The sequence below is a fragment of the Pseudomonas sp. NPDC087817 genome, from assembly GCF_044742875.1.
GTDB lineage: Bacteria > Pseudomonadota > Gammaproteobacteria > Pseudomonadales > Pseudomonadaceae > Aquipseudomonas.
Map to the genome: position 1 here is coordinate 140,939 of NZ_JBIUVJ010000002.1, position 25,831 is coordinate 166,769.

Consider the following 25,831-nt stretch of genomic DNA (forward strand, 5'->3'; position numbering starts at 1 on the left):
TGACAGTTTTACCTGTGCACCGTGACCTAACTATCTACCGCCTGCGCAGCAGCGTGCGGTCCTAGTCTGGCGGCTCCGTCTGCTGGCGCTGATCCATGCGCCCCGAAAAGAGCCTCGATGATGACCACCTCCGTTTCTCCCCTCCTGTTTCCCGAAACCTTGAACTCGCCCGGTTTGTGGAAAGCGCTGGCCAAGACTCATCTGCTGAATCAAAACGATTTTGACTGGCTGGCCCATGTGAAGCTGGCCTCGCACACACTGCGCAACGAGCAGAAGCCGCCCATGCTCGCCCAACGCATTCGTATCACGGCGGGCACGCAATCACCCGTCACCCTGGCGGGAAGTTTCATCCTCAGTGCCACTCCCGATGACAACGGCGCGATCCTCTACACGCCATACGACGGCATCAAGAAATACGACAGCCTGGCGTCGCTGCAAACGGCACTTGAAGAGCGGGTGAAAGAAGCTGCCGAGGAAGATGAGTTACTGGCGTTTCTCGGTTCGCTTCAACGCCAACAACTTGTCGAGCAAACCAGCATTGCGTTGACCTACGAGACCATCGAGGGCGATGTGTTTGATGATCGGAAGGCGGCCATTCTGGCGTCTCGACAGTTGAATGCCGAGGCCATGCTGAGCGAGTTGAAACAACTGCCATCGCTCACGGCCCTGCTGGAGACCAGCCTCGACGAGTTGCTGAAGGAACATTTTCCGAACCTGCAGCAAGGGCAGACCCGCACCAGTTTCTATACGCTGGCAGACCCGAGCGCCAAGGAGACATCCGCCCGGCACTGGCACGACTCGACCAGCCTGAGTGAAGCGGTGCTGATGCGTTACCGCCAGCAGAACTGGCCTGCCGGGCAACTGCATGAGTTTTCCAACCCGCGCCACACCCCGATCCCCGGTGATCAGGCGCTGTGGGACAACGCCCTCAAAGCCGCGTCGGGCAAGTTGCTGGTACTGCTGTTTCACGCGATGGAAAGCTATTGGGATGGCGCCAGCGCAGACGGCTCGACTCGCCGCGTATTTTTCGCCAAGGCCCTGCTCGAACAGGCGCGTACCGAGCTGATGATCAAACGCGAAACCGGCATCATCGATGCCGCCCAATTCGCCACCCTGCACCAGATGATTCGCCCCGCCGCTTTGCCGACCCGCCGCGCGACCATCGAAAACGTACGGCTGTGGGAATACGAGCCCAACTACGTCGAACTGGCCGGCTCGTTGATGATCAGTTTCAGCGAGGCCTGTCTCTACACGCCAACCCTGGGTCTGCAAGTGCTCAAGGATTACCAGGACCTGAAAGACACCGTGCAGAGCAAATTCCTCGCGGCCGGCCATGAAGACGAGTTGTATGGCCTGCTGAGCCTCGAAGAACGAAAACGCTTTGTAGGCTTCGACAAGCCCCACGTGACGGGTGTGTCGATCGGCGGCGAGATTTTCGAGGTGCTGTTCGAAGCCATCATCACCAAACAGCGGCAGAACATCGAATACGCCTTGCAGGTGTTCCGCTTCAGTGATGGTGCCGTGGATATCCATGCGCTGTTCGACAAGGCCCTCGACATACGCGCCATGATCCAGGAACGCTTGCTGGAACTTGATGCCGGCGAGCGCTGGACTACGCGACCGGTACTGGTGGGCGTACAACAACCGTCCGCGGTCCTCGCAGAGAAGGCCGATAACCTGGCGCGCTCCTGCACGGGCGTCGAAGCGTTACTCACCGGGTCGTTTCGCGGCCAGCCCATTGCTACAGCGGCGGCACAGCGCAGCTACCTTGAGGGCATGCAGTCACGATTGGGGCATTCACTGTATGTCGGGGTACGCGGTGAAGCCCAATTGCGCGAACTCAGCGGGTCGCTGAAGGCTGCCGAACGGGCCATTGTCGATACCGTGTTCCATTCCGATCAACCGAGCCGCCGCGAGCGACGTTCGCTCAACGGCTTTCGGCCGGATGCCTGGTCACTGAGCGTTGAACGTGAGGGCATCCAGGCACTATTGCCCTTGGCCCACTGTGTGTTGCTGACCGAACGCGGCGGGCTCGACGATGCGCACTCCGGGCGCGCGGTGCTGTGGACGCCCGCCCTCGGGCTGGAAGTGTTCGCAGGCATCGGCATTGCACGCCAAGCGCTGGCGCGACGGCTCAAGGACCCGGTTGACAGCCTGACCCTGCTGGAAAACCTTGCCCCGCAAAAGCGCCAGCCCCATCAGCGCTACACCCTGGGCGCCCTGCGCTTGATCGAGGACGATGTGCTGCACAACCGGGCGCAATCGGGCATCGAGCACTTTCTTGCCCGCTGTGATCAAGTACGTGAGCACATGAAAGATAAAACCGGCCTGCCCGCCGCCCTCGACAAGCTGAAGAGGACGCTGATCGACACCAACCTGCCTCGCGCCATTCACCTTGCGAAAGCCATCAATCAGCAACAGACGCTACCGGCATGGCTGGGCATGGCACCGGTCGCTGAGCAACAACTGCACCTGGAATTGCTGGAGCAGTGGCACAACAGCGTCGTCGACAACAAGGATTACCTCAGCGGTGTCCCGACTCTGCAGGATTACGTGGACAAGACATTGCAGTCACTGCTCGACAGCCGGTTTACCGATAGCAAGCTCGCGCCGAAAGACATCGAGATCACCCCGAACCTGACCCTCGCCGGCCCTGCCCTCACCCTGGGCGAATTTGCCCTGAACCATGTAAATATCGCTCAAGGCACTGGCTTCAAGGTCGCGTCAAAAACCACGCAGAAATTGCCGAAAGGGTTTGACCAGGCGGCGGTCAATCAACTGTTGCTGTCGCTGGAAATACCCTCGACTTTTGCCGCGCAGGTGACCGAGGCCCTGACGGGGGATTCGACCGAGGTGCAGGAACGCAAACAACGTTTTTATCGGCAGATCCCCTGGCAACTGTTGCAGCATGCCCACGCCATGAAACTGCAACAGCGATTGTCCGGCACGGCGTTCGACCAGATCTGCCAGGTGCTGGACATGCCTGACGGCATCGCCCGCGCGACGGTCGAGGGCGCTCATGCTCTGGTCTCGCCGTTGTCGCTGATCAAAACAGCTGGCACCGACGCGGTGGAAGCGTTGGGGTTGTATGTGATCGGCCCGGGCACGGGGCACAAAGGCCCGTCGGTGCTTTACACACCCTATGCCGACCAGGTGTTTCACGAATTCGAAGGCCAGACGCAACTGATCGCGGCACTGAATTCGCCGGGGCCTCTGCAGGATTTGCTGATTCGCCGGTTGCCGGCCGAGCATCAGGCGGTCTTTCGCGCATTGCTGAAGTCGAGTGTCGGCGAAACCAGTGAAATGACCCTGTCAGGCGCCGCCATTACCGGCAATCTGTTGCACCGGTTGTTCAAGGACAACCTACAACTGTTGACGCAATTTTTGGGCTGCCAGGGGCAAAGCACGGCGCAGGGTGATTGGGAAAACGCGAAAAACCTGTTCAGCCACGGGATCAAACTGCTCTCCGGTCTGCTGCCGGGTAAATTGTCCTATCTGACGTTTCTCTGGCAGGCCTACAAGGACTTCAAGGTCTCGGCCGAAGCGCTGCAGGATCACCATTGGGCGATAGCCTTGAAAGCTTTTATCGACGGAGGGATGCAGATGATCAGTCTTGGCCGGATAGCACTTGAGGGATCGGAAGCCTCGGCGCAGGCACCCGAGGTGGCGGTTGCGACGGCAAGGGTCAGGCGTCAGACGCCAGCCACTGTGGCGACGATCACTGAAGTGACAACCAAAGCGGTCGACCTGACAAAACCACTCACGCTGCCTGTTCCACGCTGGTCAACCATCAGGCTCACGTCGCCATTGCGCACGGTGCTGCAAGTATTTGAAGCGGTAAACGTGGCACTTGAGGGTCTCAAGCGCAATGCGAAGAATGGCACCTACGAGCAGTCGCTCAGCAAGCGGATTTACAACGTTATTGCGGGCAAGGTTTATCGCGTCGAAAAACCTGGAATTGCCTGGCGCATCGTCACTGATCAAATCCAGGGGCCGTCGCTAAAAGAACAGGATAAGCGGCTGTTACTGGCGCCGGATCCACACACGGTCCATTACGGCAAAGCCATTTCCAGACTGCACAATCGCTTCGTCGTCGAGCAAAGTCGGCGGACTGTGCTGAACATCGAAGCCAAGGGCATGGAGAATATCCGTCGCCATCATCCCGATAAAGCCCACGCCATTCAGCATGCAGTCGATATGGCGCGGTTCTATGCGTTCAACAGCCTGCACAATCTGGTTCAACTGAAAAACAACGTATCTGGTAGTCGTCTGAATGGCTTTCTGAAGAGTTTTTTCGGGGTCTCACAGATTGATAAGGTGCTGTTGGGCAAAATCAACAACGCCATCGTGCCTATCTGCAATACCCTGGTCGATCCTGACGAAGACCTGATGAACACCGATCGCTTCATTGTCGGCTCAAATGTTTTCAAGTCATCGCTCATTGCGTTCGTGTTGATCAACGACAAGCAAAAAAATGTGCATTTCACCGAGCACTTCTTCAATCAACAGTTGGACTTGTACGAAGGTTTCTTGTCCGAGTCCTTCGATGTCAACGGACACGCGCAAGCTGCGACCCTGATCCACGAATTCGCCCATCAATTTTCCAAGGCCGAGGACATCGCCTCACTGGAAGCGCGCCGACCGTTTTTCGATTTGATTGATCCCCTGACCCACTACGGACAGGAGCTGCGCAATGACCTGGAGTCTTTCCAGAGCAAGGCGCTGTCACTGCTTACCCCCCGCGACGAGCTGTTTGCACATTGGAGCGCCAAAAAGGGCGCGTTTGTCAGTCTGGACAAGATTCGCGGAGGGGAAGTATTGACCCAGAATATTCTCAAGTTGACCCAGAGTTCGACCATCGATGAGGCACGCAACAAATTTTATGATCGAACGTCATCGGATGTACGTGCCGATGTCATCCTGCGCAACGCCGACTCGATCGCACGGCTGATTTGCGAGATGGGCCGACGGCTTGATCCGGTGCCCGTGCGCTGAAAACCGGACATGAAAAAGGCGCAGGTCGTAACCTGCGCCTTTTTCGGGTCAAGCCGGATCAGTCTTTCTGATCACGCAGCACATTGCCCGATGCGCCGTCGATGCGGAATTCGTAGACGATGCCATCGGCCTTGCGTCCTTCGCCTTCCCAGTAACCGTCGTTGTCGGCTTCGATTTTGTAGATTTCTACATAACCGGCCTTGGTTTTAGCGGTTTCGATGGCTTTTTCGATAGTGATCCAGCCTGCGCCTGGCTTGTCAGCCAACGCGGCACCCGCGCTGAGCAAAGTGGCAGTGGCAATCAGGGCTGCAAAAGTCTTTTTGATCATTTTTTCACTCCATTTATGGATAGTGGTCATTGGCGTCCTGCTTTTTGGGCGCCTGTGGGAAAAATAAGTTCCACTTTGATGGGTAAATGCCATGACGGTTGTTCTCGGTAACTTCCCGTCAAGGTTAGAATGTGCGAAATCAGGACGAGTCAATGACCCAAGACACCCTCTCGGAAGCCGAATACGACGCGATCACCGATGCCGCCGCGCACTGGTGCATGCGTCTGCACGCCGCCGACTGCACGGACGACGAGCGTCGCGCATTCGAACATTGGCACGAAGCCCATCCTCTGCATGCGTTCGAGTACGAAGCCATGCTGGAAATCTGGGACGTGGCCGAGCATTTGCCGCGCCCCGAACCAGCGCTGGCCACCCCGATCCGGCAAGCCCCTCGCTCCTGGCGTCAATACACGGTAGCCGCCAGTGTCTGCGCACTGGCGTTGCCGCTGGCGGCTTTCACCGGCTGGAACCTCGGCTGGCTGCCCGACAGCTATCAGCATTTCACCGCCACCGACAACGTCCGTCAGGTCACCCTGAGTGATGGCAGTCAGCTTGAGTTGAATCTCAATACTGATCTAACCTTCAGCAACTACAAGGACGAGCGGCGGGTCACGCTGAAAAAAGGCGAGGCGTTCTTCACCGTCAGTCATGACACCTCGCACCCGTTTGTCGTGCGCGCCGGTGAAGGCAAAATCCGCGTGACCGGCACGCGCTTCAACGTCTGGATGTATGAAGATCAAGTGCGAGTGAACCTGATCGAAGGTTCAGTGCTGGTGACCAGCAACAGTGCATTACCGGGCGACGGGTTGCGCCTGGGGCCGGCCATGCAGGCACGCTATAAACACGGCGATTACATGCCGCAGATCAGCCAGACCCATCCCGGCGACACTTCGCTGACCTGGCGCAGCGGCAAACTGGTGCTGGATAACCTGGCACTCAATGACGCCCTGCCACTGATCAATCGTTACCTGGACAAGCCGTTGATGCTCGCCGACAGCAGCACTGGCTCGATTCGCATTGGCGGCATTTACAACGTCAAAGAACTGCACAATCTGGCCAACTCCCTGCCCAAGGTGTTGCCCGTCTACCTGACGCGCAACAAGGAAGGCAACCCGGTAATCAACCCGATGCCGCAACAGCCACCCAAAAACTGAAGGCCGCGCCCCTTGCGGGATGCGGCCTTCAACGTTTGCTCAACTGACGCTCGGTTTTACTGCGCGGCGACTTTCCCCGCCTTGTCCAACGCCCCGCGAATGGTCTGTACCTGATAGTGCGGATCCGCCTGGATCTGCTGCTCGGTGAATGGCATCACACTCCACTGCTTCTTCGAGAAGGCCTCGGTCTGATCCCGCGAATATTTCGATGCCGGATCACTGGACAGCGAGAATGCCAACAGCCCCTGCGCGTGCGGGCCCTTTTCATCGAACGTCACCACTTGCAGGTAGCTGGTGCCGCTGACCACTTCAAGTTTGCCGTCTTCCCGTGGCACGCTCTGGATGGCGTTGTAGATCCCCAGCGTGCCCGGCCCGCCATGAATCGGCGTCTGCTGCCCGCCGCTGCTGACCACCTGGATATCGCCCCAACTAGTTTTCGGGGTAAGCCCCATCTTGCCGGCCAGTTCAGCCGATGCCAGCATCGCCGCGCGCAATGCCTTGGCCACCTCTGGCTGCTCGATCGCCAGACCACGCGGCGTGTGTTGCGGATCTTTTGCATCGAAGGCAACGCGCCAGACATCGGCGGAGCCCTGCATGGCCTGCATGATGTTCTGGAAGTGCACCAGGCCTGCGCCCGAATCCAGATTGGCCCGACCGTCCCACGCCTTGAGGCTCGCGCATACCGGTTTCAGTGCTTGCGCATCAGCCCCCAGATCGGCGGCGCAGAACTTCAACAGATCCGGTACGACCTGAGTCGCCAGATACACCTGATCATCCATCACCATCTGCTGCAAATCTTTCACCGCCAGCGGACCTTTTTTACTCAGGCCCGCCAGACGATCGAGGGCAAAGCGCGAACGCAGGCCCAACGGTTGACTGTCCTGACTGATCACTGGCGAGAAACCGGTCAGCGGTTGCGCCGGGTTGGCCAGCCACGCGGAATCGTTGGAGTGCTGGACGAAGTCCTTGCGCAACAGTTGCGGCAATTGGCTGGACGCATAGATGCCCTTCTGCGCCGCTTGCGGATCAATGTCCCAGGCGCAGGCGCTGTTGGAGCCGTCCAGCACGATCATCTGTGTGCCGATGCGCGGGTCGCTGCACCGGGCAAGTTTTTCGCGGTTGACGTTCGGCACCACCGACAGGTTCATGTACAGCGTCTGCCCCTTGTCATCAACGGCGAGCGTGTTGACCCATGGAATGCCCTGGATCTTGTGCACCGAATCCTGCAGCGCCTGAAGCGTCGGGGCCTGATTCATCGCATACCACTGCGTGAGGACGCGATCGTTGTCGAGGTTGGCATCGCGCAGGCTGTAGGCGAACTGATTGTCCCAGTCGAGCTTGCCCGGCCATTGCACGATCGGGCCGAACTTAGAGCTGTAAACGTCGCGGGCCACCGGCACCACTTGCCCGTCAGCCTGTTTGACCTGCACGGTAACGGTCTGCTTGTTCATGGGCACGGATTGACCGTCGAGCAGATAATGCGTCGGGTCTTTCGGATCGAGTTGCAGGCGATACAGGGTGAAGTGCTTCGATGAGTCGACCGTGTGCGTCCAGGCCAGATGCTGGTTGAAGCCGATGTTGATCATCGGCAGGCCCGGCAAGGCCGCGCCCATCACGTCGAGTTTGCCCGGGATGGTCAGGTGCATTTGATAGAAGCGCATGCCGCCGACCCACGGAAAGTGCGGGTTGGCCAAGAGCATGCCGCGTCCGTTGAACGAGCGTTCGCTGCCCACCGCCACCGCATTGCTGCCACGATCCAGGGCAAAACGCTGCTGACGGGCGTCGGCCATCTGGTAGGCGTGCTTATCGTGTTCGACGCGAGCCGTTGCCTGCGGAGGTGTCGCACCCGCCAGTGCTTCGGCGAATTGGCCGACACCGCCCTCCACCAGCAGACGGCGGGTCAGTTTGACCAGATCTTCCGGCGCAATGTCGCGTACCCATTCGCCCTGACATTGCTGCGGCAACCCCTGCGGACGACGCTCGGCGAGATAACGGTTGTAGCCAGCGGCGTAACCTTCGACCAGATCCCGCACCTGTGCCGGCTGGGCTTGCCAGAACGCATTGACCGCTTCAGGCGTATTGAGCCAGTTGAAGAAGACGTCGCTGACGCGGTTTTCGCGTTCTTCCACGGTCAATTGATCCGGACCGAAGTAGCGTGAGCGCTGGCCATTGACCGTAACAATCTCGTTGGCCAACAGGCACAGGTTGTCCTGTGCGTACGCATAACCGATGCCGAAACCCAGGCCGCGCTCATCTTCGGCGCGGATATGCGGCACACCAAAACCGGTACGACGAATCTCGGCGCTGGCATCAACGGCCGAGGTCAATGCATGAGCCGACGGGCTCAGCCCGAAAAACAGACCGGCAAGGGTCAGCCCGGTTAATTGCCTGGAAATAATCACGCTCGCTCCTGATCGAAATGCCGAAGAGCGGATCTGGCGCTGCCACACGAAGACGATATGACGGGCAATGGATCCGCTCTGGAAACACCCACGCGTCCACGCGCAATGAGCCTGTCCTGAAAACGAACCCGAAGAAAAAATATTTAGTGCGGCGCAGGGCGTTTTTTGCCCGGCATTACAAGGTGAGGACGAATTTCCGACAAATTTTCTACATTTTTTCTTTCATGATTTGTCGAGCTGATACGTCTTGTTTAGAGAACGCAAAAAAACCTTTCCCGATCAGGCTCTGAAAAGGAGTAATCGCATGTACAACTCGCAACTACCAACGGACGGTAGCCAGGCCCCACAAGGAGTTTCCATGAGCCCCCACGCGAGCGATTTCGGGCAACGCGTCGAGCGTCACGGTAACGAACGCATCCGGCTGTTGCTGAAAAGTTTCGGTCTGCGCACCAGCCTGATTCGCCTGAAAGTCATCGACGCGCTGCTGGTAGCAGCACAAAGCGAGCGCCGTCTGGGCGTGCGTGGCGTCCACAGCCAATTGCTCGACCTGGATATTCCGCTGTCCTTCCTCAGTGTGCGCGAAGTCCTCAAGCGTCTGTGCGCCGAAGGCGTGATCACCTTCAATGCGGACAAGAGCTACAGCCTGCATCCACAGGCTGCTGCCGTGCTCAACAACGACTGAAGCGTAGAGCGATCGCCGTCAGGGCTTGACCTTGCGGCGCATCACGCCGTTGATCACCACCACAACCACCGCCACACCGATGGCGATGTACTGGAACGTCTTTTCATCGATTTTTCCGGCGTTTTGCAGCCAGGACAGGCCGAGCATGATCGCCAGTACGGACACGGCGATCAGAATCGAATAAATCAAGCGTTGCTTCTGGGTCATTGCGGCTTCCTGAATCTTTGAAATGTATCCGGTTTGTATCCGTTCGCATGCCATGCACTTACCGTGTTTCGGGGATGCACCGACGCAAACGGGGTCTCATGTTACAGCCGATGAAGAGTTTTGGCTTCATGACGGCATCACCATGAGGACTTTTGAAATGCTGCGTCGAATCACCTGGCTGATTCCCCTTCTCGCCCTGCTGACCCTGAGCGGTTGCATCATCTTCCCCCACGGCGGCTGGCATGACGATCACCATCGCTATTACCAGGGCGGTCCTGGTTATTATCAACATCGTTAGAACAGGATTGTTCGCCCTGCTCACTGACCGATAAATGCGCAGGGACATTCACAGCCCACCCCACTTCCAACAATGCCCGCTTACAGCGGGCATTGTTTTTTGCGCAACTTGCCCACGACGCATCCTGGATCCAATAAACACGATGCAAGCATTTGAAATTTAATGTCGTAGCAAACAACTAGGTCACCCACACCACACCCCCTAGTCTCTGCAAGCTTCCTGAAAACTAACTGACAAGGATGTTTTATGCAGAGAACACTTATAACTATCGGCCCTCGTAAACTGATCGGATTCTGTTTGGCCCTGACCGCTTTCGAGCTGCTGACTTATATGGCCAGCGACTTGATCATGCCGGCGATGTTGAATGTCACTACTGATTTACAAGCCGATATCCGCCATGTCCCCAATGCGTTCAATCTTTATTTGCTGGGGGGCGTCTGCCTGCAATGGTTGATGGGGCCGCTGTCCGATCATTGGGGCCGACGACCGATGTTATTGATCGGTTGCGCAGTGTTCGGTGTGGCTTGTGCTGCCACATTCGTCACTCACAGCATTGAACTGTTCAATCTGCTGCGACTGATTCAAGGCGCAGGCCTGGGGTTCGTCGTTGCCGTCAGTTATCCGGCACTGCAGGAAGTGTTCCGCGAGGCCGATGCCGTGCGGCTGATGGCCCTGCTGGGCAACGTCGCTCTGTTATCGCCATTGCTCGGTCCATTGCTCGGCAGCCTGCTGCTGGAATGGCTGACCTGGCGCGAGTTGTTTCTGGCTCTCGGTCTCGCTGCAGCGGCGGTGTGGCTGGGGCTCTACGCTTGCATGCCGGAGACCGTGGGCGTTGTGCGCCATGATGGCCGGCAACAGCCGCAAGTGCGTTTTTCCCTGCGGCAGACGTGGCAGCGCTACCTGGCATTGTTTGGCAATCGGCGGTTCCTCTGGGCGTGCCTCGCATTGGGGCTGATGAGCCTGCCGCTGATTGCCTGGATCGGCCTGGCACCGCTATTGCTGATCCAGTTGCTGGGCCTGACTCCACTGGAGTACGGGCTGTGGCAGATCCCGATTTTCTCGGCCGTCATCGCCGGCAATCTGATCCTCGACCGCTTGCTGGTCACGCATTCGTTGCCCCAATTGATTCAACTGGGGCAGTGGCCATTTTGCCTGGGCCTGGTGGGGCTGATTGGCTGCGCGCTACTGAGGACCGGCCTGGAACCCGTGGTCGCCAGCCTGGCGCTTTACGCCGTCGGGCTGGGCATGAGCAATGCCGCACTGTATCGAGTGGCCCTGTTTTGCACCGATGACAGTAAAGGCCTGGTCTCGGCCATGATCGGCATGATTTCGATTGCCGTGATGGGCGTCGGTGGAACACTCATTGCCACCCTCAGCGGCGGCACACACCTTGAACTTTTCGCGCTCTTGTCCGCCTTCGGCGGCCTGATGTGCCTGCCCTTTCTGCACGGAATCCTGCAGGACGGGAACAACAATTCCACCTCACTTCAATAAAGGAATATTGATGACTCACTTACCCGCGAGCGACGCGCTCTGCGCGTTGCCAAGGCCTTATTGCCCGGATTCCGTGCCCTGTGGTCTGTTTGACCAGGCCATGGCCGAAATCAGCCGGTTTCACTGCCGGCACACACCCGGTTATGAAGGCTGGCTGAACGCCAACGGCCTCACGGTAGACGATCTGGACAGCCTCGATGACTGGTCACGCCTGCCGCCAATCTTCGCCAATTTTTTCAAGCAGCGACTGCTGCTCAGCACCACCGGCGAAGACGCGCTGGAACTGACCTCTTCCGGCACCAGCGGTCAGCAAAGCCGCATGCGCTATGACGCGCGCAGTCTGGCAGCGGCGCAGTTCATGGTCGCGCAGATATTCCGGCACTACGGCTGGGACACCCCGGACACGCCCTGCAACTACTTGCTGCTGAGTTACGAGCCGCAAGGCCGGATCACCCTGGGCACCTCATTCACTGACCAGTTTCTCTGTGGTTTTGCCCCCGCCAACCGCGTGGTGTATGCCCTGCGCAATACCGGTGGCGGTCACCAATTCGATGTGTTCGGCGTGATCCAGGCCTTGCAGGCATTCGCCGAAGAAGGGCTGCCCGTGCGCATCCTCGGCTTCCCGGCATTTCTCTGGCAGACCCTGCAACGGATGCAGGCCACCGGCGCTGCGGATCTTCAGTTGCCCGCCGGCTCGCTGGCTTTTTTTGGTGGTGGCTGGAAAACCCAAGCCGCACAAGAAATTCCCCGACAGCAGTTATACGCACGCATCCACCGGCAACTGGGCATTGAAAAGGTCCGTTGTCGCGATGGCTACGGCGCTGTCGAGCACGCGGTGCCTTATATCGAATGTGACCACCATCACTTCCATGTCCCGGTTTATTCAAAGGTACTGGTGCGCAATCCGGCGGACTTTTCCCTGCAGCCTTATGGCCAGCAAGGCCTGCTCGGTTTTATCTCGCCATATATCTCGTCGAGTCCCGGGCATGCGGTGGTGATGAGTGATCTGGCGACGCTGCACCCTGGCGCAAGCTGCGGTTGTGGATTGGCCAGCGACTGGTTTGAACTGCATGGCCGCGCGGGCACCACGCCGGGCAGAAGCTGTGCGATGGCAGCTTCCGAACTGCTCGGAGGTCGATGACATGTACTTGATCAACGGACAGCAACACGACGTCTGCAACTTCGACAATGCACTCGAAAACCTTGAGGCGCAGCTGGCGCAACAGTTGAGTACGCCGCTGGACAGCCACACGGTCATTGAAGCCGCCGCGCACTTTGCGCTAAACCTGCGCAGCGCTGACATAACGCTGCCACTCACTATCGAGCAACGGCAGGCGTTGATCGACTTCTGCGAACCGCAGGCGTTGCGCCGCAAGATGCAGCGCGAACTCGGCACGCAACCCGGCTCATTGCGACGATTCGATTATCGTCAGGCCCGATTCGAATGCTGGAGCCCGCTTGGCCTGGTGGTGCATATCACGCCGGGCAACGCGCCCTTGCTGGCATTTTGCGCGGTGCTGGAAAGTCTGCTGGCCGGCAACGTCAACTGGTTGCGGCCCAGCAGTAGCGATCAGGGTCTGACCGCGAGCCTGCTTGGCGCTTTGCTGCAATGCGACCCGAGCGGTCAACTCGCCCGTTACGTTGCCGTACTGCCGGTCAGCACTGCGCAGATCGCGCGCCTGTGCAAACGGGCCAACGGGGTCGCAGCCTGGGGCGGTGAAGCGGCCCTGCAAGCCATTCGCCAACAGATCCCGACCGGCTGCCGCTGGATCGATTGGGGCCACCGCATCAGTTTCGTTTATCTGACGCCTGACGCCGCCACCCCACAAGGGCTGGATGCCGTGGCGGATGAAGTCTGCCGGCTGGATCAGCAAGCCTGCTCCAGTCCGCAATGGTTACTGGTCGACAGCGACGATCCGCAGGTTCTGCGGGACATCGGCGAACGGCTGGCGGCCGCCTTCGAACGCCGCGCCGGACAATGGCCGGCGTTGTTGCCTACGTCGCAAGAAGCCGCGCAAATCACCACGCACACACAAATGGCGCGGCTGGCGCAGAGTTTCGCTGAACAAACCGGACATGTCTGGAGCGCACCGGGCTGGCGAATCATCTGGGCGCACAACCGTCAACTGACGCCTTCGCCGCTGTTTCGCAGCGTACTGCTGCATCCCGTGCCCCGCGCCCTGATCACCGAGACGCTGTTGCCGTGGCGCAACGTCCTGCAAAGTTGCGCGCTGCTGTGTGGCGCAGCGCAGACCGGCGAGCTGGCACGCACGCTGCTCAGCGCGGGCGTCACGCGAATCGCCCCGGTCAGCAGCATTCATGACGGCTATGACGGTGAGCCACATGACGGCGTCTACGCCTTGCAACGGCTGAGCCGACGTGTGTCCGTCAGCCTGCCCGCCGATGTCCTGCCGAACCATGCCACGCTTGATCGCACGTCATTGCCCGCGACGCAATCCGGGCAGCCGCTCATGGACAAGGCTGCTTTCGTCACCCAACCATTCAACGCCGCTGCGCGGCTATATTTCCGTTCCGGAGGCAGCAGCGGTACTCCGGCGTTATCGGCTTACAGCTATGCCGATTTCCATCGGCAAATGCGTGCTACCGCCGACGGACTGTTCGCCGCCGGCCTCGACCCGGCTCGGGATCGAGTGATGAACCTGTTCTTCTGCGGCGGCTTGTACGGCGGCTTCCTCAGTTTTGCCAAAGTGCTTGAGTTGCTGGACATCCCGCACCTGCCGATGGGCGCTCCGGCCGATGACGATTACCGCGAAATCGCCGAAATGATCGTCAGTCAGCGCGTGACCGTGTTGATTGGCATGCCGAGCACCGTGCATCGCCTGTTCCTCAACGAACGACAACGGTTGCAGGCCTATGGCGGGATCGACAAGGTTTTTCTCGGCGGCGAACACCTCAGTGCACAAAGTCGCGAGCTGCTGCACAGCTGTGGCGTGCCGAGCATCCGCTCGGCGATTTACGGCAGTGTCGACGCCGGCCCGCTTGGCCACGCTTGCCAAGCCACCGACGATGGCGTCTTCCATTTGCTGAGTGACACCCAGCACCTGGAAATTGTCGGCCTCGACATCGATGAACCCGTCACGGGCAATCAAGTCGGCCGCTTGCTGTTCACGTCGATCGCACGCGAGGCGCAAAACGTTCGGCGTTACGAGGTGGGCGACACGGGACGCTGGATTTCCGGCCCCTGCGCCTGCGGACTCACGTCGCCGCGCTTCGAACTGTTGCAACGGCACGGGAAGCTGATTCGCATCGGCTCTGACTTCATCTCGTTGAGCGAACTGGAAGAACACCTGCAGGTGCCGTTCCAGTTGCTGCTCGGCCATGCCCCCGATGGACTGGAACGCATGTGCCTGCGAATCGGGATTGACGCGGCAGACGCACGATTGCGGTTGTCCCGCTACCCGACTCTGGCGACGCTGATCGAAACCGGACTATTGCATCTGGACGTTGACGTCTGTGCCGTCGAGCACTTCACCCGCAACAGACACAGCGGCAAGACGCCGATCCTGATTGATTCACGTAGTTGATGCCGTGAGTTCGATCAGACCACAACAAGAATGGTGAACATTATGAAAACTTCCGAACAACTGAACGAGTTGATCAACTACGCTCGTCAACATTCGCCCTATTACCGCGCACACTTTTCTGGCGTCTCGAAACAAACATCAACATTGACCGAACTGCCGCTGATTGAACCTGCTGAATATTGGCAAAACAGTCAGACGCTAAATAAATGGCCGGTACTCACCGGCGCTGTGGCACAGGCTCTGATATTTAAAACCGGCGGTTCAACCAGCGCCGGGAAGCTCTCTGTTTATACGCAAAATGAATGGCGTTTATTGGTCAGTGAATTCGGCAAAAGTCTGAGTTCACAATTCCAGCCCGGTGATCGCGTCGCCAATCTATTCTTTGCCGGTGACCTGTATGCCAGCTTCCTGTTCGTCCACGACGCACTGGCCCATGTTGCCGTAGAGATTACCGAGTTCCCCTTTACCGGCAATGTCGACTCCGCCGTTCTGGCGCAATCCATCGTGCAGCATGAGATCAATGTACTGGCGGGCGTGCCGGCACATCTGCTGACCTTCGCGGCGTGGCTCAATCGTCAGGAACAGACCCTGCCTGAGGTCGACACCCTGCTTTACGGCGGGGAAAGTCTGTTCGCGTCGCAACGCCAACAACTAGAACTGGCATTTCCCAACGCGCGCATTGCCTCTGTCGGCTATGCCAGTGTCGATGCCGGTTTCATCGGTAGCAGTCAGCGCGACTGCGCCGAAGGCGAGCATCGAATGCATGCCGAGCACACCTTGGTGGAAATCATCGACGAACATTCCGGTGCCGTGATCGATGCCTGTGATCACACCGGTTTGCTGGTGATCACCAGTCTGCACCGTCGGTTGATGCCGCTGATTCGCTACCCGGTCGGCGACCGCGCATGCTGGCGAGAGCCCGCAGGCAGCGCCCGGCGCAAGTTCGCGCTCAAGGGCCGCAGCGCTGACAGCCAACGGGTTCGGCTGGGGATTTTGTCGCTGATGCCGCAGGAAATCGGTGCGCTGATCCAGCACACCGCCAACAGTGACGACTGGCAACTGCTGATCGAACAGGTCGGGCATACGGATGTGCTGAGCCTGAAATGGGTGGCGACCGCGCAATCCCCCGCCGTGGCCGACGTCAACCGGGATCTGGAGGCGGGATTGGTTGAACAGTACCCGCTGATCGCGCAACTGCAGGCAGATCATCTGCTGAATGTGCGAATCGAGTGCTGCCCCCATGGGGATCTGTCACGCCACGCCCGCTCGGGCAAATGCCTGCGCGTGGTGGATCTGCGCTGCTATGAACACAGGCACAAGGAGGTGCCCTATGCCACCGCTGATTCTGCGTAACTACCGTGAAACCGATGCAACGGCCGTCAGCCAATTGTTTCGCGAGGTGTACGGCGACCTTTATGTGCAGCCCCATGTGTATCTGCCGCACATGATCAGTCAGAACCACGCCGACAAGCGCTGGCACTCGCTGGTTGCAGTGGTCGGTGAGGAAATTTGCGGGCACGCCACGCTGTTCCGCGAGCCAAACGCCAGCACGGCCGAACTGGCCCTGTGTGTGGTTCACCCTGATACCCGGGGACAAAATATTGCGACACGTCTGGGCCAGCAATTATTGACCCACGCACAGGCATTGGGCTGTCAGAACGTCGTGATCAAACAGGTCACCCACCATCCGTACACGCAGCGGATGGCAATCAACCTCGGCTTTCATAACACCGGATTATTGCCGGACTACGTCCCTTCACCGTTCGATAGCCCGGTGCCGGAATCAATTGTCCTGGGATGTTATGCCATCGACGGCTACCGACGCCCCTTGCCCCGGCAAACCTGGCCTGCCGGTTACCGGGATTTCATGCAGCAGTTAGGTCGGGTGTTCGGTACGAAGAAGCAAACATTTCGATGGCACGGCGCGGCCGTTCAGCTGGAAAAGCACGCTAATCGTTATGACATGCGCCTGAAAAAACTGCGGCCCGGGCTGCTCAAACAATTACGCGAACTGCCTCGGCAATGGCTGATTTCGCTTCAACTGCGACTGTCGCGGCACTTTGCCTGGGACCTGACCCGGCTGAACGCGATTGGCTTTTTCTTTACCGGGCTGGCGCCCATGGAAGGTAAAGGGGGGGGATGGCTGGCGCTGTTTCACCGGGGGTTCCGGTCACGGCAGCTGACATTGCCCTGTCCGCACATGCAGCACCTGCATGATCAGGCCCAACAGGAACTCGCCGCTCACTTGAGCGAGAGCCCGCCACCGCAGGTTTGAACGCGGTGCCGGTTTTCGACCAAGGCCCGCTCGATGTCGGGCGGGCCACATTAACGTCTCAAGCCTTGGCTTTAACGCCTTGGTCGATCGGTTTCGGCGCGTTGCCTTCACCATACGTCTTGAGATTCTGCAGGACGTAGATGGCTTTTTTGTACTCAGGGATCAGCGCTTTGCCGTAAGCGTTGCCATTGAGGCCATTGTTCTGGATCGCATCAAGCTGAGTCGCGAAATATTCCAGTGCGTTGAATTTGACATCAATGTCTTTGGTCACGCCGAAACGGTCAAACTTGTCGCCGGCGTTCATCAGCGTAAAAGATGTGATCTCGGAAATCAGCCCGCGGCTACGCAGCATGGCGGCAAGGTTGCCCATCTGTTTGACCGAAACGTTCGCAGGATCGAAGCCCTTGATGTTCTTGCGCAGGCCTTGCTTGTCCATTTCGGCGGTATTGATAGCGTTGGGATCATTCCCCACCATGGTGAGCATCTGCTGCACCTTGACGCTTTGAGCCACCTGTTTCTTCGCGCCAGTGTTACGCACCATCACGCCAGCCTTGCTCTCCCAACCGCCGACTATGCCGATCGTCATGAGAAAACTCCCTGTGCAATAAACATGAAATGTCCTTGTTGAACCATTCGAATGCCGGGGAGTATCTACCGGCTAACTGATAGCACCAACCCTTTTAGTGCGCCTTTTTACAATTCTTGTACATTCTCGATACAAACCAGCAAACGCCCATAAATGCTGGCCTGCACGCCCTCGCTTGAAAAGCTTTCAATAGATCTTTTGCTCTAACGGGCGGTATTGAGAGGTTGTCTGTATCAGAGTTGATACTGACCGGTCATCCGCTCCCTGGTTTTTTAGTACGGCGGTACCTAAAGCTTCTCTGAGTGCCGACGATACGTTAGGGATACCCGTACTGTTTTATCCCCGCCCCTAATAAGAACTGCAGCTCAAGGACCGGTCTCCATGCCCGCATTCCGCACTATTCAGGCTCGCTACACGCTGTTTCTGGTTCTGTTCATTCTGCTGCTGTCGGTACTGACCGTCGCGGGCATCAGCCAACTGGTTGCGCCAAAACTGCGGCATACCGAAGAACAGGTGGTGCTCAACCGCATCGCTGAAGTCGCCGAGCAGATTCAGGGCGAACTGAACAAGGTTCAGGCCCAGCAACGCAGCATCACCCAGACTATTCCGTTGCTCGACAGTGCAGCCATCGACACGGTATTGCCGGGACTGGTGGATCAGTACGGCGAGTTGAAAGTATTTGGCGGCGGGATCTGGCCTTTGCCGGGCCAGCGTGAAGCCGGACGCAACAAGTTCAGCACCTTCTGGCACCGCGATGCCTCGGGCAAACTGGCCGTAAACACGTTCTGGAACAGTGACGCGGCGCCCAACTATTACGACCAGAGCTGGTACAAGGGCGGCATGGCCACACCTCGCGGTCAGTGCGCCTGGGCGGCGGCCTATAAAGATGACGCCAGTGCCGAGCCGCGCACCAACTGCGCCATGGCTATCCAGAAAAACGGCAACGCCTGGGGCGTCTCGACGATTGACGTGACCCTGGGCTTTTTCAATGACCTGGTGGCCCGCAAGGAAAAAGACCTCAACGCCGAAATGCTGATCGTCGAGGCCGACGGCAAGATCATCAGCAACAGTTCGCGCATCAGCGGCCCGATCGTGCTGAAGAACATCAGCGAACTGGCCGCCAACTCGACCTTCGCCAGCCAGGTCAAGGCCGGCCTGCAAAACCGCGATCAGGCGCAGCGCGTCGAGTTCGACAACAACGGGCAGGACAGCACTTTCTTCATGCGCCCGATCGAAGGCACACCGTGGTTCCTCGCCACCGCCCTGCCGACCCAAATGCTCACCGCCCAGCGTGACGACGTGCTCAGCACCCTGAGCCTGTTGCAGATACCGCTGGTGATCCTGTTGGTATTGCTGCAGATCTATGCGATTCGCCAGTTGGTGCAGCGCATGAAAGCGCTGAAAGCCAACATCGATTTACTGTCCAGCGGCGATGCCGACCTGACCCGACGCATCACCATCCGCGCCGAAGACGAACTCGGCGCCATCGGTCACTCGGTCAACACCTTTATCGCCTACCTGCAAAACATGATCGGCGAAGTCACTCAGGCCACCGGCGCCATGGCGGCGAGCCTCGACAACCTGCAACGCACGTCGACGCACACCAGCCAGATTCTCCTGCGTCACGCCTCGGAAACCGATCAGACCGTCACCGCCATTACCGAGATGAGTTCGACCGCCGAAAGCGTGGCGCAGAACGCTGCTGAAACCGCAGCATTTACCCAGCGCGCCAACGAAAACGCCGACCGTTCGCGGGTGGTCGTCGGCGAGGCAACCAACAGCGTGGTGGCACTGATCGACGAGGTGGCCAGCGCCACCCATAAAGTTGAAAACATGCAACAGGACGCCCAGCGCATCACCGAGATTCTCGGCGTGATCGGCGCGATTGCCGGCCAGACCAATCTGCTGGCCCTCAACGCCGCCATTGAAGCGGCCCGTGCCGGTGAACAGGGCCGCGGGTTTGCCGTGGTCGCCGACGAAGTCCGCGCCCTCGCCGCCCGCACCCAGGCCAGCACTTCGGAGATCAACGAGATGTTGACGCGTCTGACGCAAGGCGTGAGTTCGTCGGTCAGTGCCATGGAAAACACCCAGGCCAGCTGTCAGTCGGCCGCCGACGCCACCGCCCGGGTCAACTCCGGGCTGGATGAAATGGCCGGCTCGGTCAGCCACATCAACAGCCTCAGCACGCAGATTGCCACCGCCGCGGAACAGCAAAGTGCAGTGACCGAAGAAATCAATCGCAGCATGGTGCAGATCCGCCACATGGTTGATGAACTGGTGCAGAGCGGCCAGGCCAGCGAACTCAACACCCGTCAGTTGCTGGAAGCCAATGGCCGGGTGAGTGTGATCATGGGGCGGTTCAAGGTCCGCTGATTCGTGCAGGGATTTTCGCCAATCAGATAACCCCTGTGGGAGCTGGCTTGCCAGCGATGGGGCCCGGTCAGTCAGACATTCATTGACTGACTCTGCGCCATCGCGGGCAAGCCCGCTCCCACAGGGTTCTACTTCGTTCCCACCACCGACCTGACAACATTGTCATCTCGCGCTCAGCAAGCTGTCAGCCGTGATCTACGATCATCCTGCCTGTCCGCGTTGCAACAACTGGAAACATTGCGTTGATGCCCGGCGGAAAAAACCGGTCAAAATGCGTGCTTTCCGATCGTCACCCGAGCCGAGAATCCGTTATGCGAACCCATCTGCGTCTGCTCGCCCTGAGCGCCCTGTTCATCTCCTCCCTGGCCCAGGCCGCCGATTTGATCCCTATCGAAGTGCATCGCGACGCCAACTGCGGCTGCTGCAAAAAATGGATCAGCCACCTGGAAGCCAATGGTTTCAAGGTTGAAGATCACGTCGAAAGCGACATGAGCAGCTTCAAGCAACAACATGGCGTGCCACCACGCCTGGCTTCGTGCCACACCGCAATCATCAATGGCAAGTTCGTCGAAGGCCACGTGCCGGCAGAACAGGTGCTGGCCCTGAGCAAGCGCGACGATCTGCTCGGTGTTGCCGCGCCGGGCATGCCGATGGGCTCGCCGGGCATGGAAATGGACGGCATGAGCGATGCCTATCAAGTGATCGGCCTGAAAAAGGACGGATCTGACGTAGTGGTGGCGGACTACCCTGCCCATTGATGGGCGCCGCGTACCTCGGATTGTTCTTTGCCGCTTTTGGCGCAGCGACTCTGTTACCGCTGCAATCCGAGGCGTTGCTGGTCGGGTTGATTGTCAGCGACCGGTACTGGCTCTGGGGTTTGCTGGCGGTGGCGACCGTGGGCAATGTACTCGGCTCGCTGGTCAACTGGTGGCTGGGCCGTGGGCTGGAACGTTTTCAGGATCGGCGCTGGTTTCCGGTCAGCGCCAGACACATGGCCACGGCACGCCGACACTATGAACGTTACGGGCATTGGTCGCTGTTGCTCAGTTGGCTGCCAGTCATCGGTGATCCGCTGACACTGATTGCCGGCGTCATGCGCGAGCCACTTGGGCGCTTTCTCTTCATCGTCACCCTCGCCAAAGGCGCGCGTTATGCCGTGTTGGCGATGCTGACGCTGGGCTGGCTGGGGTGAACGATCAGTGCGAGGCGTTGCCTGTGTTTAACGTCGCCCTAATCCGGTCATTCCAGCATCGGCCGATTTCAAACGGAGTTTGACCTTATGTCTGTCACGATTTCCCGTTGGTTGCCGGGCCTGCTCCTTACCGCTGCCCTCCCCCTGTTCGCCCACGCCGCTGCATCAGCCGAAGGCCCGGCGTACGGCCCGGAGCTGCAAGGCTTCGAATATCCCTACACGCTTAAACATTTCGCTTTCCAGTCCCAGGGCAAATCCCTGCAAATGGGTTACATGGACGTCGCCGCCCACGGCAAGGCCAACGGCCGCACGGTGGTGCTGATGCACGGCAAAAACTTTTGCGCTGCCACCTGGGACAATTCGATCAAGGCGCTGAGCGAGGCTGGATACCGGGTCATCGCACCGGATCAGATCGGCTTTTGCACCTCCAGCAAACCGGACAATTATCAGTACAGCTTCCAGCAACTGGCGACCAACACCCAGCAATTGCTCAAGGCGCTGGGCATTCAGAAGGCCACCCTTTTAGGTCACTCCACCGGCGGCATGCTCGCCACGCGTTATGCGCTGTTGTTCCCAGAGCAGGTCGATCAACTGGCACTGGTCAACCCGATCGGTCTGGAAGACTGGAAAGCCCTCGGCGTGCCGTACCGCACCGTGGATCAGTGGTACCAGCGCGAGCTGAAAGTCAGCGCCCAAGGCATTCGTGAATACGAGCGCACCACCTACTACGATGGCCGCTGGAAACCGGAATTCGACCGCTGGGTCGACATGCTCGCCGGCCTGAGCAAGGGCCCGGGCAAAACCCAGGTGGCATGGAACTCGGCGCTGATCTACGACATGATTTTCACCCAGCCGGTGTATTACGAGTTCAAAGACCTGAAAATGCCGACACTGCTGCTGATCGGTACGTCGGACACCACCGCCATCGGCAAAGACCTCGCGCCACCCGAGGTGAAAGCGAAAATCGGTCACTATGACGTGCTCGGCAAACAAGTGGCGAAGCTGATCCCGCAGTCGACACTGGTGGAATTCCCCGGCATGGGCCACGCGCCGCAAATGGAAGAACCGACGCAGTTCCATCAGGCGCTGCTCGGCTGGCTGGACAAAATCAATCCCGTTCGTTGATGAGGTAAGGCTGATGGCGGTGCAGATTGCAGTGATCGATGACTGGCAGGACGTGGCTCGCGACGTGGTCGACTGGTCGGTACTCGATAGCCTCGGTGAGGTGACGTTCGAACACGATTACCCGGCCGACAACGCGACCCTGGCCGAACGCCTCGGCCAATACCAGGTGATCTGTGTGATGCGCGAACGCACACGATTCGACGAAGACCTGCTTAAGCGCCTGCCTAATCTCAAGCTGCTGGTCACCGGAGGCATGCGCAATGCCGCACTCGACATGGCGGCTGCGGCGGCACTGGGCATCAAGGTCTGTGGCACCGACAGCTACAAACATGCCGCGCCGGAACTGACTTGGGCGCTGATCATGGCCGCCACGCGCAATCTGCTGAATGAAGCCAACTCATTGCGTGCAGGCCGCTGGCAGCAGGGCCTGGGTGGCGATCTGCATGGCAAGACTTTGGGTATCCTCGGGCTGGGCAGCATCGGCCAGCGTGTAGCGCAGTTCGGACAGGTGTTCGGTATGCGCGTGATTGCCTGGAGCGAAAACCTTACCGCTGAACGCGCACAGCAGGTCGGCGTGACCTATGTGAGCAAGCAGCAATTGTTCGAACAGGCCGATGTGCTGTCAGTGCATCTGGTGCTCAGCGAACGCAGTCGCGGGCTGGTCGATGCGCAGGCACTGGACTGGATGAAGCCGACGGCACTGCTGGTCAACACTGCCCGTGGGCCGATTGTCGATGAAGCGGCACTGATCAAGGCATTACAAAAACAGCGCATTGCCGGTGCAGCGCTGGATGTATTCGAGCAGGAGCCTTTGCCGGCACTGCACCCGTTTCGCACACTGGACAATGTGCTGGCGACGCCCCACGTGGGCTATGTCAGTCGGCAGAACTATGAGCAGTTCTTTTCGCAGATGATCGAGGATATTCAAGCCTGGGCGGCCGGCAATCCGCTTCGCCAACTGAACTGACGCCTGCCCGATGGCTGTGGGTGGATTCACCGACGCCTTCGCGATCATGCCCGCTCCCACAGGGTATCTGTGTTGAACACCAGATTTGTGTAACAACAGAAATCCGCTGTGGGAGCGGGCTTGCTCGCGCAGAGTCTTCAGAAGCAACAAATCAGCAAACTGTTCGCACCACAACAGTGCGACCGCCCTCCCCGCTAGCACGAAATAGTGACTGATCAGTCACCGTTTTGATCCGCGCCTGCCAAAAAACCTGCACTTCGTCGGTGCGTTTGCACCCTCACACCGCGATTTCCGTGGCCCCCCAACCGATTGTCGAACAATTTACCCATTTGCTCTGGCCCGCTCTAGGATCTGGCCTAGACTGATTTTCGCGGGGCAAACCCGGCCGGTCGCAAACTGGAAAAATTATCGAAACTTTTGATGATCGCGCCGGGTCATCTGAAAGGCAGGGCCAAAGCGACTGGTGCAATCCTTGCAATGGCCTCTTCACCCATTCTGCTTGCGCGTGTTGGGTAGCGTTTGCTTACCGATGCGCGGCGCGTTTGCGCCCGGCCACAGGACGTGGTCATGGACAGGGTTTGTTCAAGACAAGAATCAGATCAACGACACGGGAGATTCATATGATCAGTGCGGCATTGGATATTCAGGGAGAACGTGCTCAGCAGTCAGTAGGCGAAGCGAGCACCGTCAGCGTTCCCGGCAGCCGATCGATCAACATCCCCGGCACCAAGACGCTGACTCCGGTAGCGAGTCAGAATCCCAACAAGAAAAAAGTGTTGTTCGTCACCTCGGAAATTGCCGATCTGGTGAAGACCGGCGGCCTCGGTGACGTTTCTGCCGCCCTGCCCCGTGCCATGGCGCATCTGCATGACGTACGGGTGTTGATCCCCGGTTATCCGCAAGTGATGCACAGCGAAAACCCAATTCATATCATCGGCGAACTGGGCGGCCATGCAGCGCTGCCGCCGTGCAAGATCGGGCGCATGGACATGCCGGACGGGCTGGTGATCTACGTGCTGATCTGCCCCGAACTGTACGAGCGTGAAGGCTCGCCTTACGGCGCCAACAACGGCCGCGACTGGCCGGACAACCACATTCGTTTCGCCCGCCTGGGCCTGGCTGCCGCCGATATCGCCGCCAACCTCGCGCAAATCCACTGGTGCCCGGATCTGGTGCACGCCCATGACTGGCCGGCTGGCCTGGCGCCTGCTTATATGCACTGGCGCGGTCAGCGCACCCCGACGCTGTTTACCATTCACAACCTCGCCTACCAAGGCGTGACCAGCCTCGGCTCTTGCCCGGAGCTGGGCATTCCGACCCACGCGCTGCAACAGGAAGGCATGGAGTTCTACGGCAAGATGTCGTTCCTCAAGGCCGGCATGGCCTATTCGAGCCACATCACCACGGTCAGCGCCACCTACGCACAGGAAATCACCACCCCGGATTTCGGCTGCGGACTCGACGGTTTTCTTGCCGCCAAGACCCAGCAAGGCTTGCTCAGCGGCATTCCCAACGGCATTGACGAGAGCTGGGACGCGGCCACCGATCCACACCTGTTCGCGCCGTTCCACATCGGCGACTGGGAAGGCAAAGCGGTCAACGCCGCTCACGTTCGCGAATTGTTCGGCTTGAAAGACTCCGAAGGCCCGTTGTTCGCCGTGGTTTCGCGGCTCGTCTACCAGAAAGGTCTGGATCTGACCGAAGCGGTCTCCGAGTACATCGTGCAGAACGGCGGCCAGATCGCGATCATCGGCCGTGGCGAACCGGAAGAAGAGCAAGCCATGCGCGAACTGGCATTGCGCTTCCCCGGTCAGGTCGGCGTACGCATCGGCTTCAACGAAACCGACGCCCGCCGCATGTTTGCCGGCAGCGACTTCCTGTTGATGCCTTCGCGTTACGAACCGTGTGGCTTGAGTCAGATGTACGCCCAGCGTTTCGGCTCGTTGCCGGTGGCGCGCAATACCGGCGGTCTGGCCGACACCATCGAAAACGGCGTGACCGGTTTTCTCTTCGACGAATCCACCGTCGAGAGTTACCGCGAAGCCCTGAGCCGCGCGTTCAAGGTGTTCGCCTTCCCCGAACTGCTCAACGCCATGCGTTGCCGCGCAATGGCCGCACCGTTCAACTGGTGCAAAGCCGTCGAACCGTACGCTGAACTTTACGAACAACTGGTCGCCAAGGCGCTGGGTAAAGCACACCACAAATAAT

18 protein-coding genes and 2 pseudogenes are annotated in these 25,831 nt (G+C 59.0%); 16 read left to right on the forward strand and 4 right to left on the reverse strand.

Features of this window, described 5'->3' with window-relative positions:
* Positions 1-117 precede the first annotated feature (117 nt).
* Positions 118-4,995: a dermonecrotic toxin domain-containing protein gene (locus ACIONG_RS02670; RefSeq protein WP_401296518.1), complete on the forward strand. Its 4,878-nt coding sequence runs from the start codon at positions 118-120 to the stop codon at positions 4,993-4,995.
* A 58-nt stretch (positions 4,996-5,053) separates the two neighbouring features.
* On the opposite strand, the gene ACIONG_RS02675 is transcribed toward ACIONG_RS02670, so the two are convergent.
* On the reverse strand, positions 5,054-5,323 hold the full coding sequence (locus ACIONG_RS02675) for a PepSY domain-containing protein (RefSeq protein WP_103302113.1): 270 nt from the start codon (positions 5,321-5,323) through the stop codon (positions 5,054-5,056).
* Positions 5,324-5,475: 152 nt separating this feature from the next.
* Here ACIONG_RS02675 and ACIONG_RS02680 point away from each other — a divergent pair, with 152 nt between their 5' ends.
* Positions 5,476-6,477, forward strand: a complete 1,002-nt coding sequence (locus tag ACIONG_RS02680; RefSeq protein WP_401296520.1) for a FecR family protein — start codon at positions 5,476-5,478, stop codon at positions 6,475-6,477.
* A 56-nt stretch (positions 6,478-6,533) separates the two neighbouring features.
* Here the strand turns inward: ACIONG_RS02680 and ACIONG_RS02685 are convergent, their stop codons facing one another.
* Positions 6,534-8,879 (reverse strand): acylase, encoded by a 2,346-nt coding sequence (locus ACIONG_RS02685; protein WP_401296522.1) that lies wholly within the window; start codon positions 8,877-8,879, stop codon positions 6,534-6,536.
* A 304-nt stretch (positions 8,880-9,183) separates the two neighbouring features.
* On the opposite strand from ACIONG_RS02685, the gene ACIONG_RS02690 reads away from it, so the two are divergent.
* On the forward strand, positions 9,184-9,561 hold the full coding sequence (locus ACIONG_RS02690) for a fe2+ zn2+ uptake regulation protein (protein WP_103302116.1): 378 nt from the start codon (positions 9,184-9,186) through the stop codon (positions 9,559-9,561).
* A gap of 18 nt (positions 9,562-9,579) precedes the next feature.
* Here the strand turns inward: ACIONG_RS02690 and ACIONG_RS02695 are convergent, their stop codons facing one another.
* Entirely contained in the window at positions 9,580-9,768 is a 189-nt protein-coding gene (locus ACIONG_RS02695; protein WP_103302117.1) for a hypothetical protein, read from the reverse strand.
* 157 nt (positions 9,769-9,925) lie between these two features.
* On the opposite strand from ACIONG_RS02695, the gene ACIONG_RS02700 reads away from it, so the two are divergent.
* The 6 genes from ACIONG_RS02700 (at position 9,926) to ACIONG_RS02725 (ending at position 17,380) form a co-directional block, all read left to right on the forward strand.
* A complete protein-coding gene (locus ACIONG_RS02700; protein WP_177431341.1) occupies positions 9,926-10,066 on the forward strand; it encodes a hypothetical protein in 141 nt (46 codons plus the stop codon).
* Between the two features lie 246 nt (positions 10,067-10,312).
* A complete protein-coding gene (locus tag ACIONG_RS02705) occupies positions 10,313-11,560 on the forward strand; it encodes an MFS transporter (protein WP_401296524.1) in 1,248 nt (415 codons plus the stop codon).
* A gap of 10 nt (positions 11,561-11,570) precedes the next feature.
* Positions 11,571-12,701, forward strand: coding sequence for an acyl-protein synthase (locus tag ACIONG_RS02710; RefSeq protein WP_401296526.1), 1,131 nt, complete (start codon positions 11,571-11,573; stop codon positions 12,699-12,701).
* Position 12,702: 1 nt separating this feature from the next.
* Complete coding sequence (locus ACIONG_RS02715) at positions 12,703-15,105, forward strand: acyl-CoA reductase (RefSeq protein WP_401296528.1); 2,403 nt, start codon at positions 12,703-12,705, stop codon at positions 15,103-15,105.
* A gap of 42 nt (positions 15,106-15,147) precedes the next feature.
* The gene (locus tag ACIONG_RS02720) at positions 15,148-16,458 is read left to right on the forward strand and encodes a phenylacetate--CoA ligase family protein (protein ID WP_401296530.1); all 1,311 of its coding nucleotides are present in this window, start codon (positions 15,148-15,150) and stop codon (positions 16,456-16,458) included.
* Positions 16,436-17,380 carry a GNAT family N-acetyltransferase gene (locus tag ACIONG_RS02725; RefSeq protein WP_401296532.1) on the forward strand — a complete coding sequence of 315 codons (945 nt, stop codon included), beginning with the start codon at positions 16,436-16,438 and terminating at the stop codon, positions 17,378-17,380. The genes ACIONG_RS02720 and ACIONG_RS02725 overlap by 23 nt, the downstream gene beginning before the upstream one ends.
* Before the next feature lie 58 nt (positions 17,381-17,438).
* Here ACIONG_RS02725 and ACIONG_RS02730 read toward each other — a convergent pair whose 3' ends face one another.
* Positions 17,439-17,966, reverse strand: coding sequence for a hypothetical protein (locus tag ACIONG_RS02730; RefSeq protein ID WP_103302123.1), 528 nt, complete (start codon positions 17,964-17,966; stop codon positions 17,439-17,441).
* A gap of 381 nt (positions 17,967-18,347) precedes the next feature.
* On the opposite strand from ACIONG_RS02730, the pseudogene ACIONG_RS02735 reads away from it, so the two are divergent.
* The 7 genes and pseudogenes from ACIONG_RS02735 to glgA form a co-directional block, all read left to right on the forward strand.
* Positions 18,348-19,478: pseudogene (locus ACIONG_RS02735) on the forward strand (cache domain-containing protein); the annotation flags it as partial.
* A 333-nt stretch (positions 19,479-19,811) separates the two neighbouring features.
* Positions 19,812-20,339, forward strand: a pseudogene (locus ACIONG_RS02740) (methyl-accepting chemotaxis protein); the annotation flags it as partial.
* Between the two features lie 311 nt (positions 20,340-20,650).
* Positions 20,651-21,097, forward strand: a complete 447-nt coding sequence (locus ACIONG_RS02745) for a DUF411 domain-containing protein (RefSeq protein ID WP_103302125.1) — start codon at positions 20,651-20,653, stop codon at positions 21,095-21,097.
* A complete protein-coding gene (locus tag ACIONG_RS02750; protein ID WP_103302126.1) occupies positions 21,097-21,531 on the forward strand; it encodes a YqaA family protein in 435 nt (144 codons plus the stop codon). Before ACIONG_RS02745 ends, ACIONG_RS02750 begins: the two co-directional genes overlap by 1 nt.
* 87 nt (positions 21,532-21,618) lie before the next feature.
* Positions 21,619-22,656 (forward strand): alpha/beta fold hydrolase, encoded by a 1,038-nt coding sequence (locus tag ACIONG_RS02755; protein WP_401296536.1) that lies wholly within the window; start codon positions 21,619-21,621, stop codon positions 22,654-22,656.
* A 13-nt stretch (positions 22,657-22,669) separates the two neighbouring features.
* A complete protein-coding gene (locus tag ACIONG_RS02760) occupies positions 22,670-23,623 on the forward strand; it encodes a D-2-hydroxyacid dehydrogenase family protein (RefSeq protein WP_401296538.1) in 954 nt (317 codons plus the stop codon).
* A 620-nt stretch (positions 23,624-24,243) separates the two neighbouring features.
* Positions 24,244-25,830, forward strand: coding sequence for a glycogen synthase GlgA (glgA, locus tag ACIONG_RS02765; protein WP_103302129.1), 1,587 nt, complete (start codon positions 24,244-24,246; stop codon positions 25,828-25,830).
* Position 25,831 lies beyond the last annotated feature (1 nt).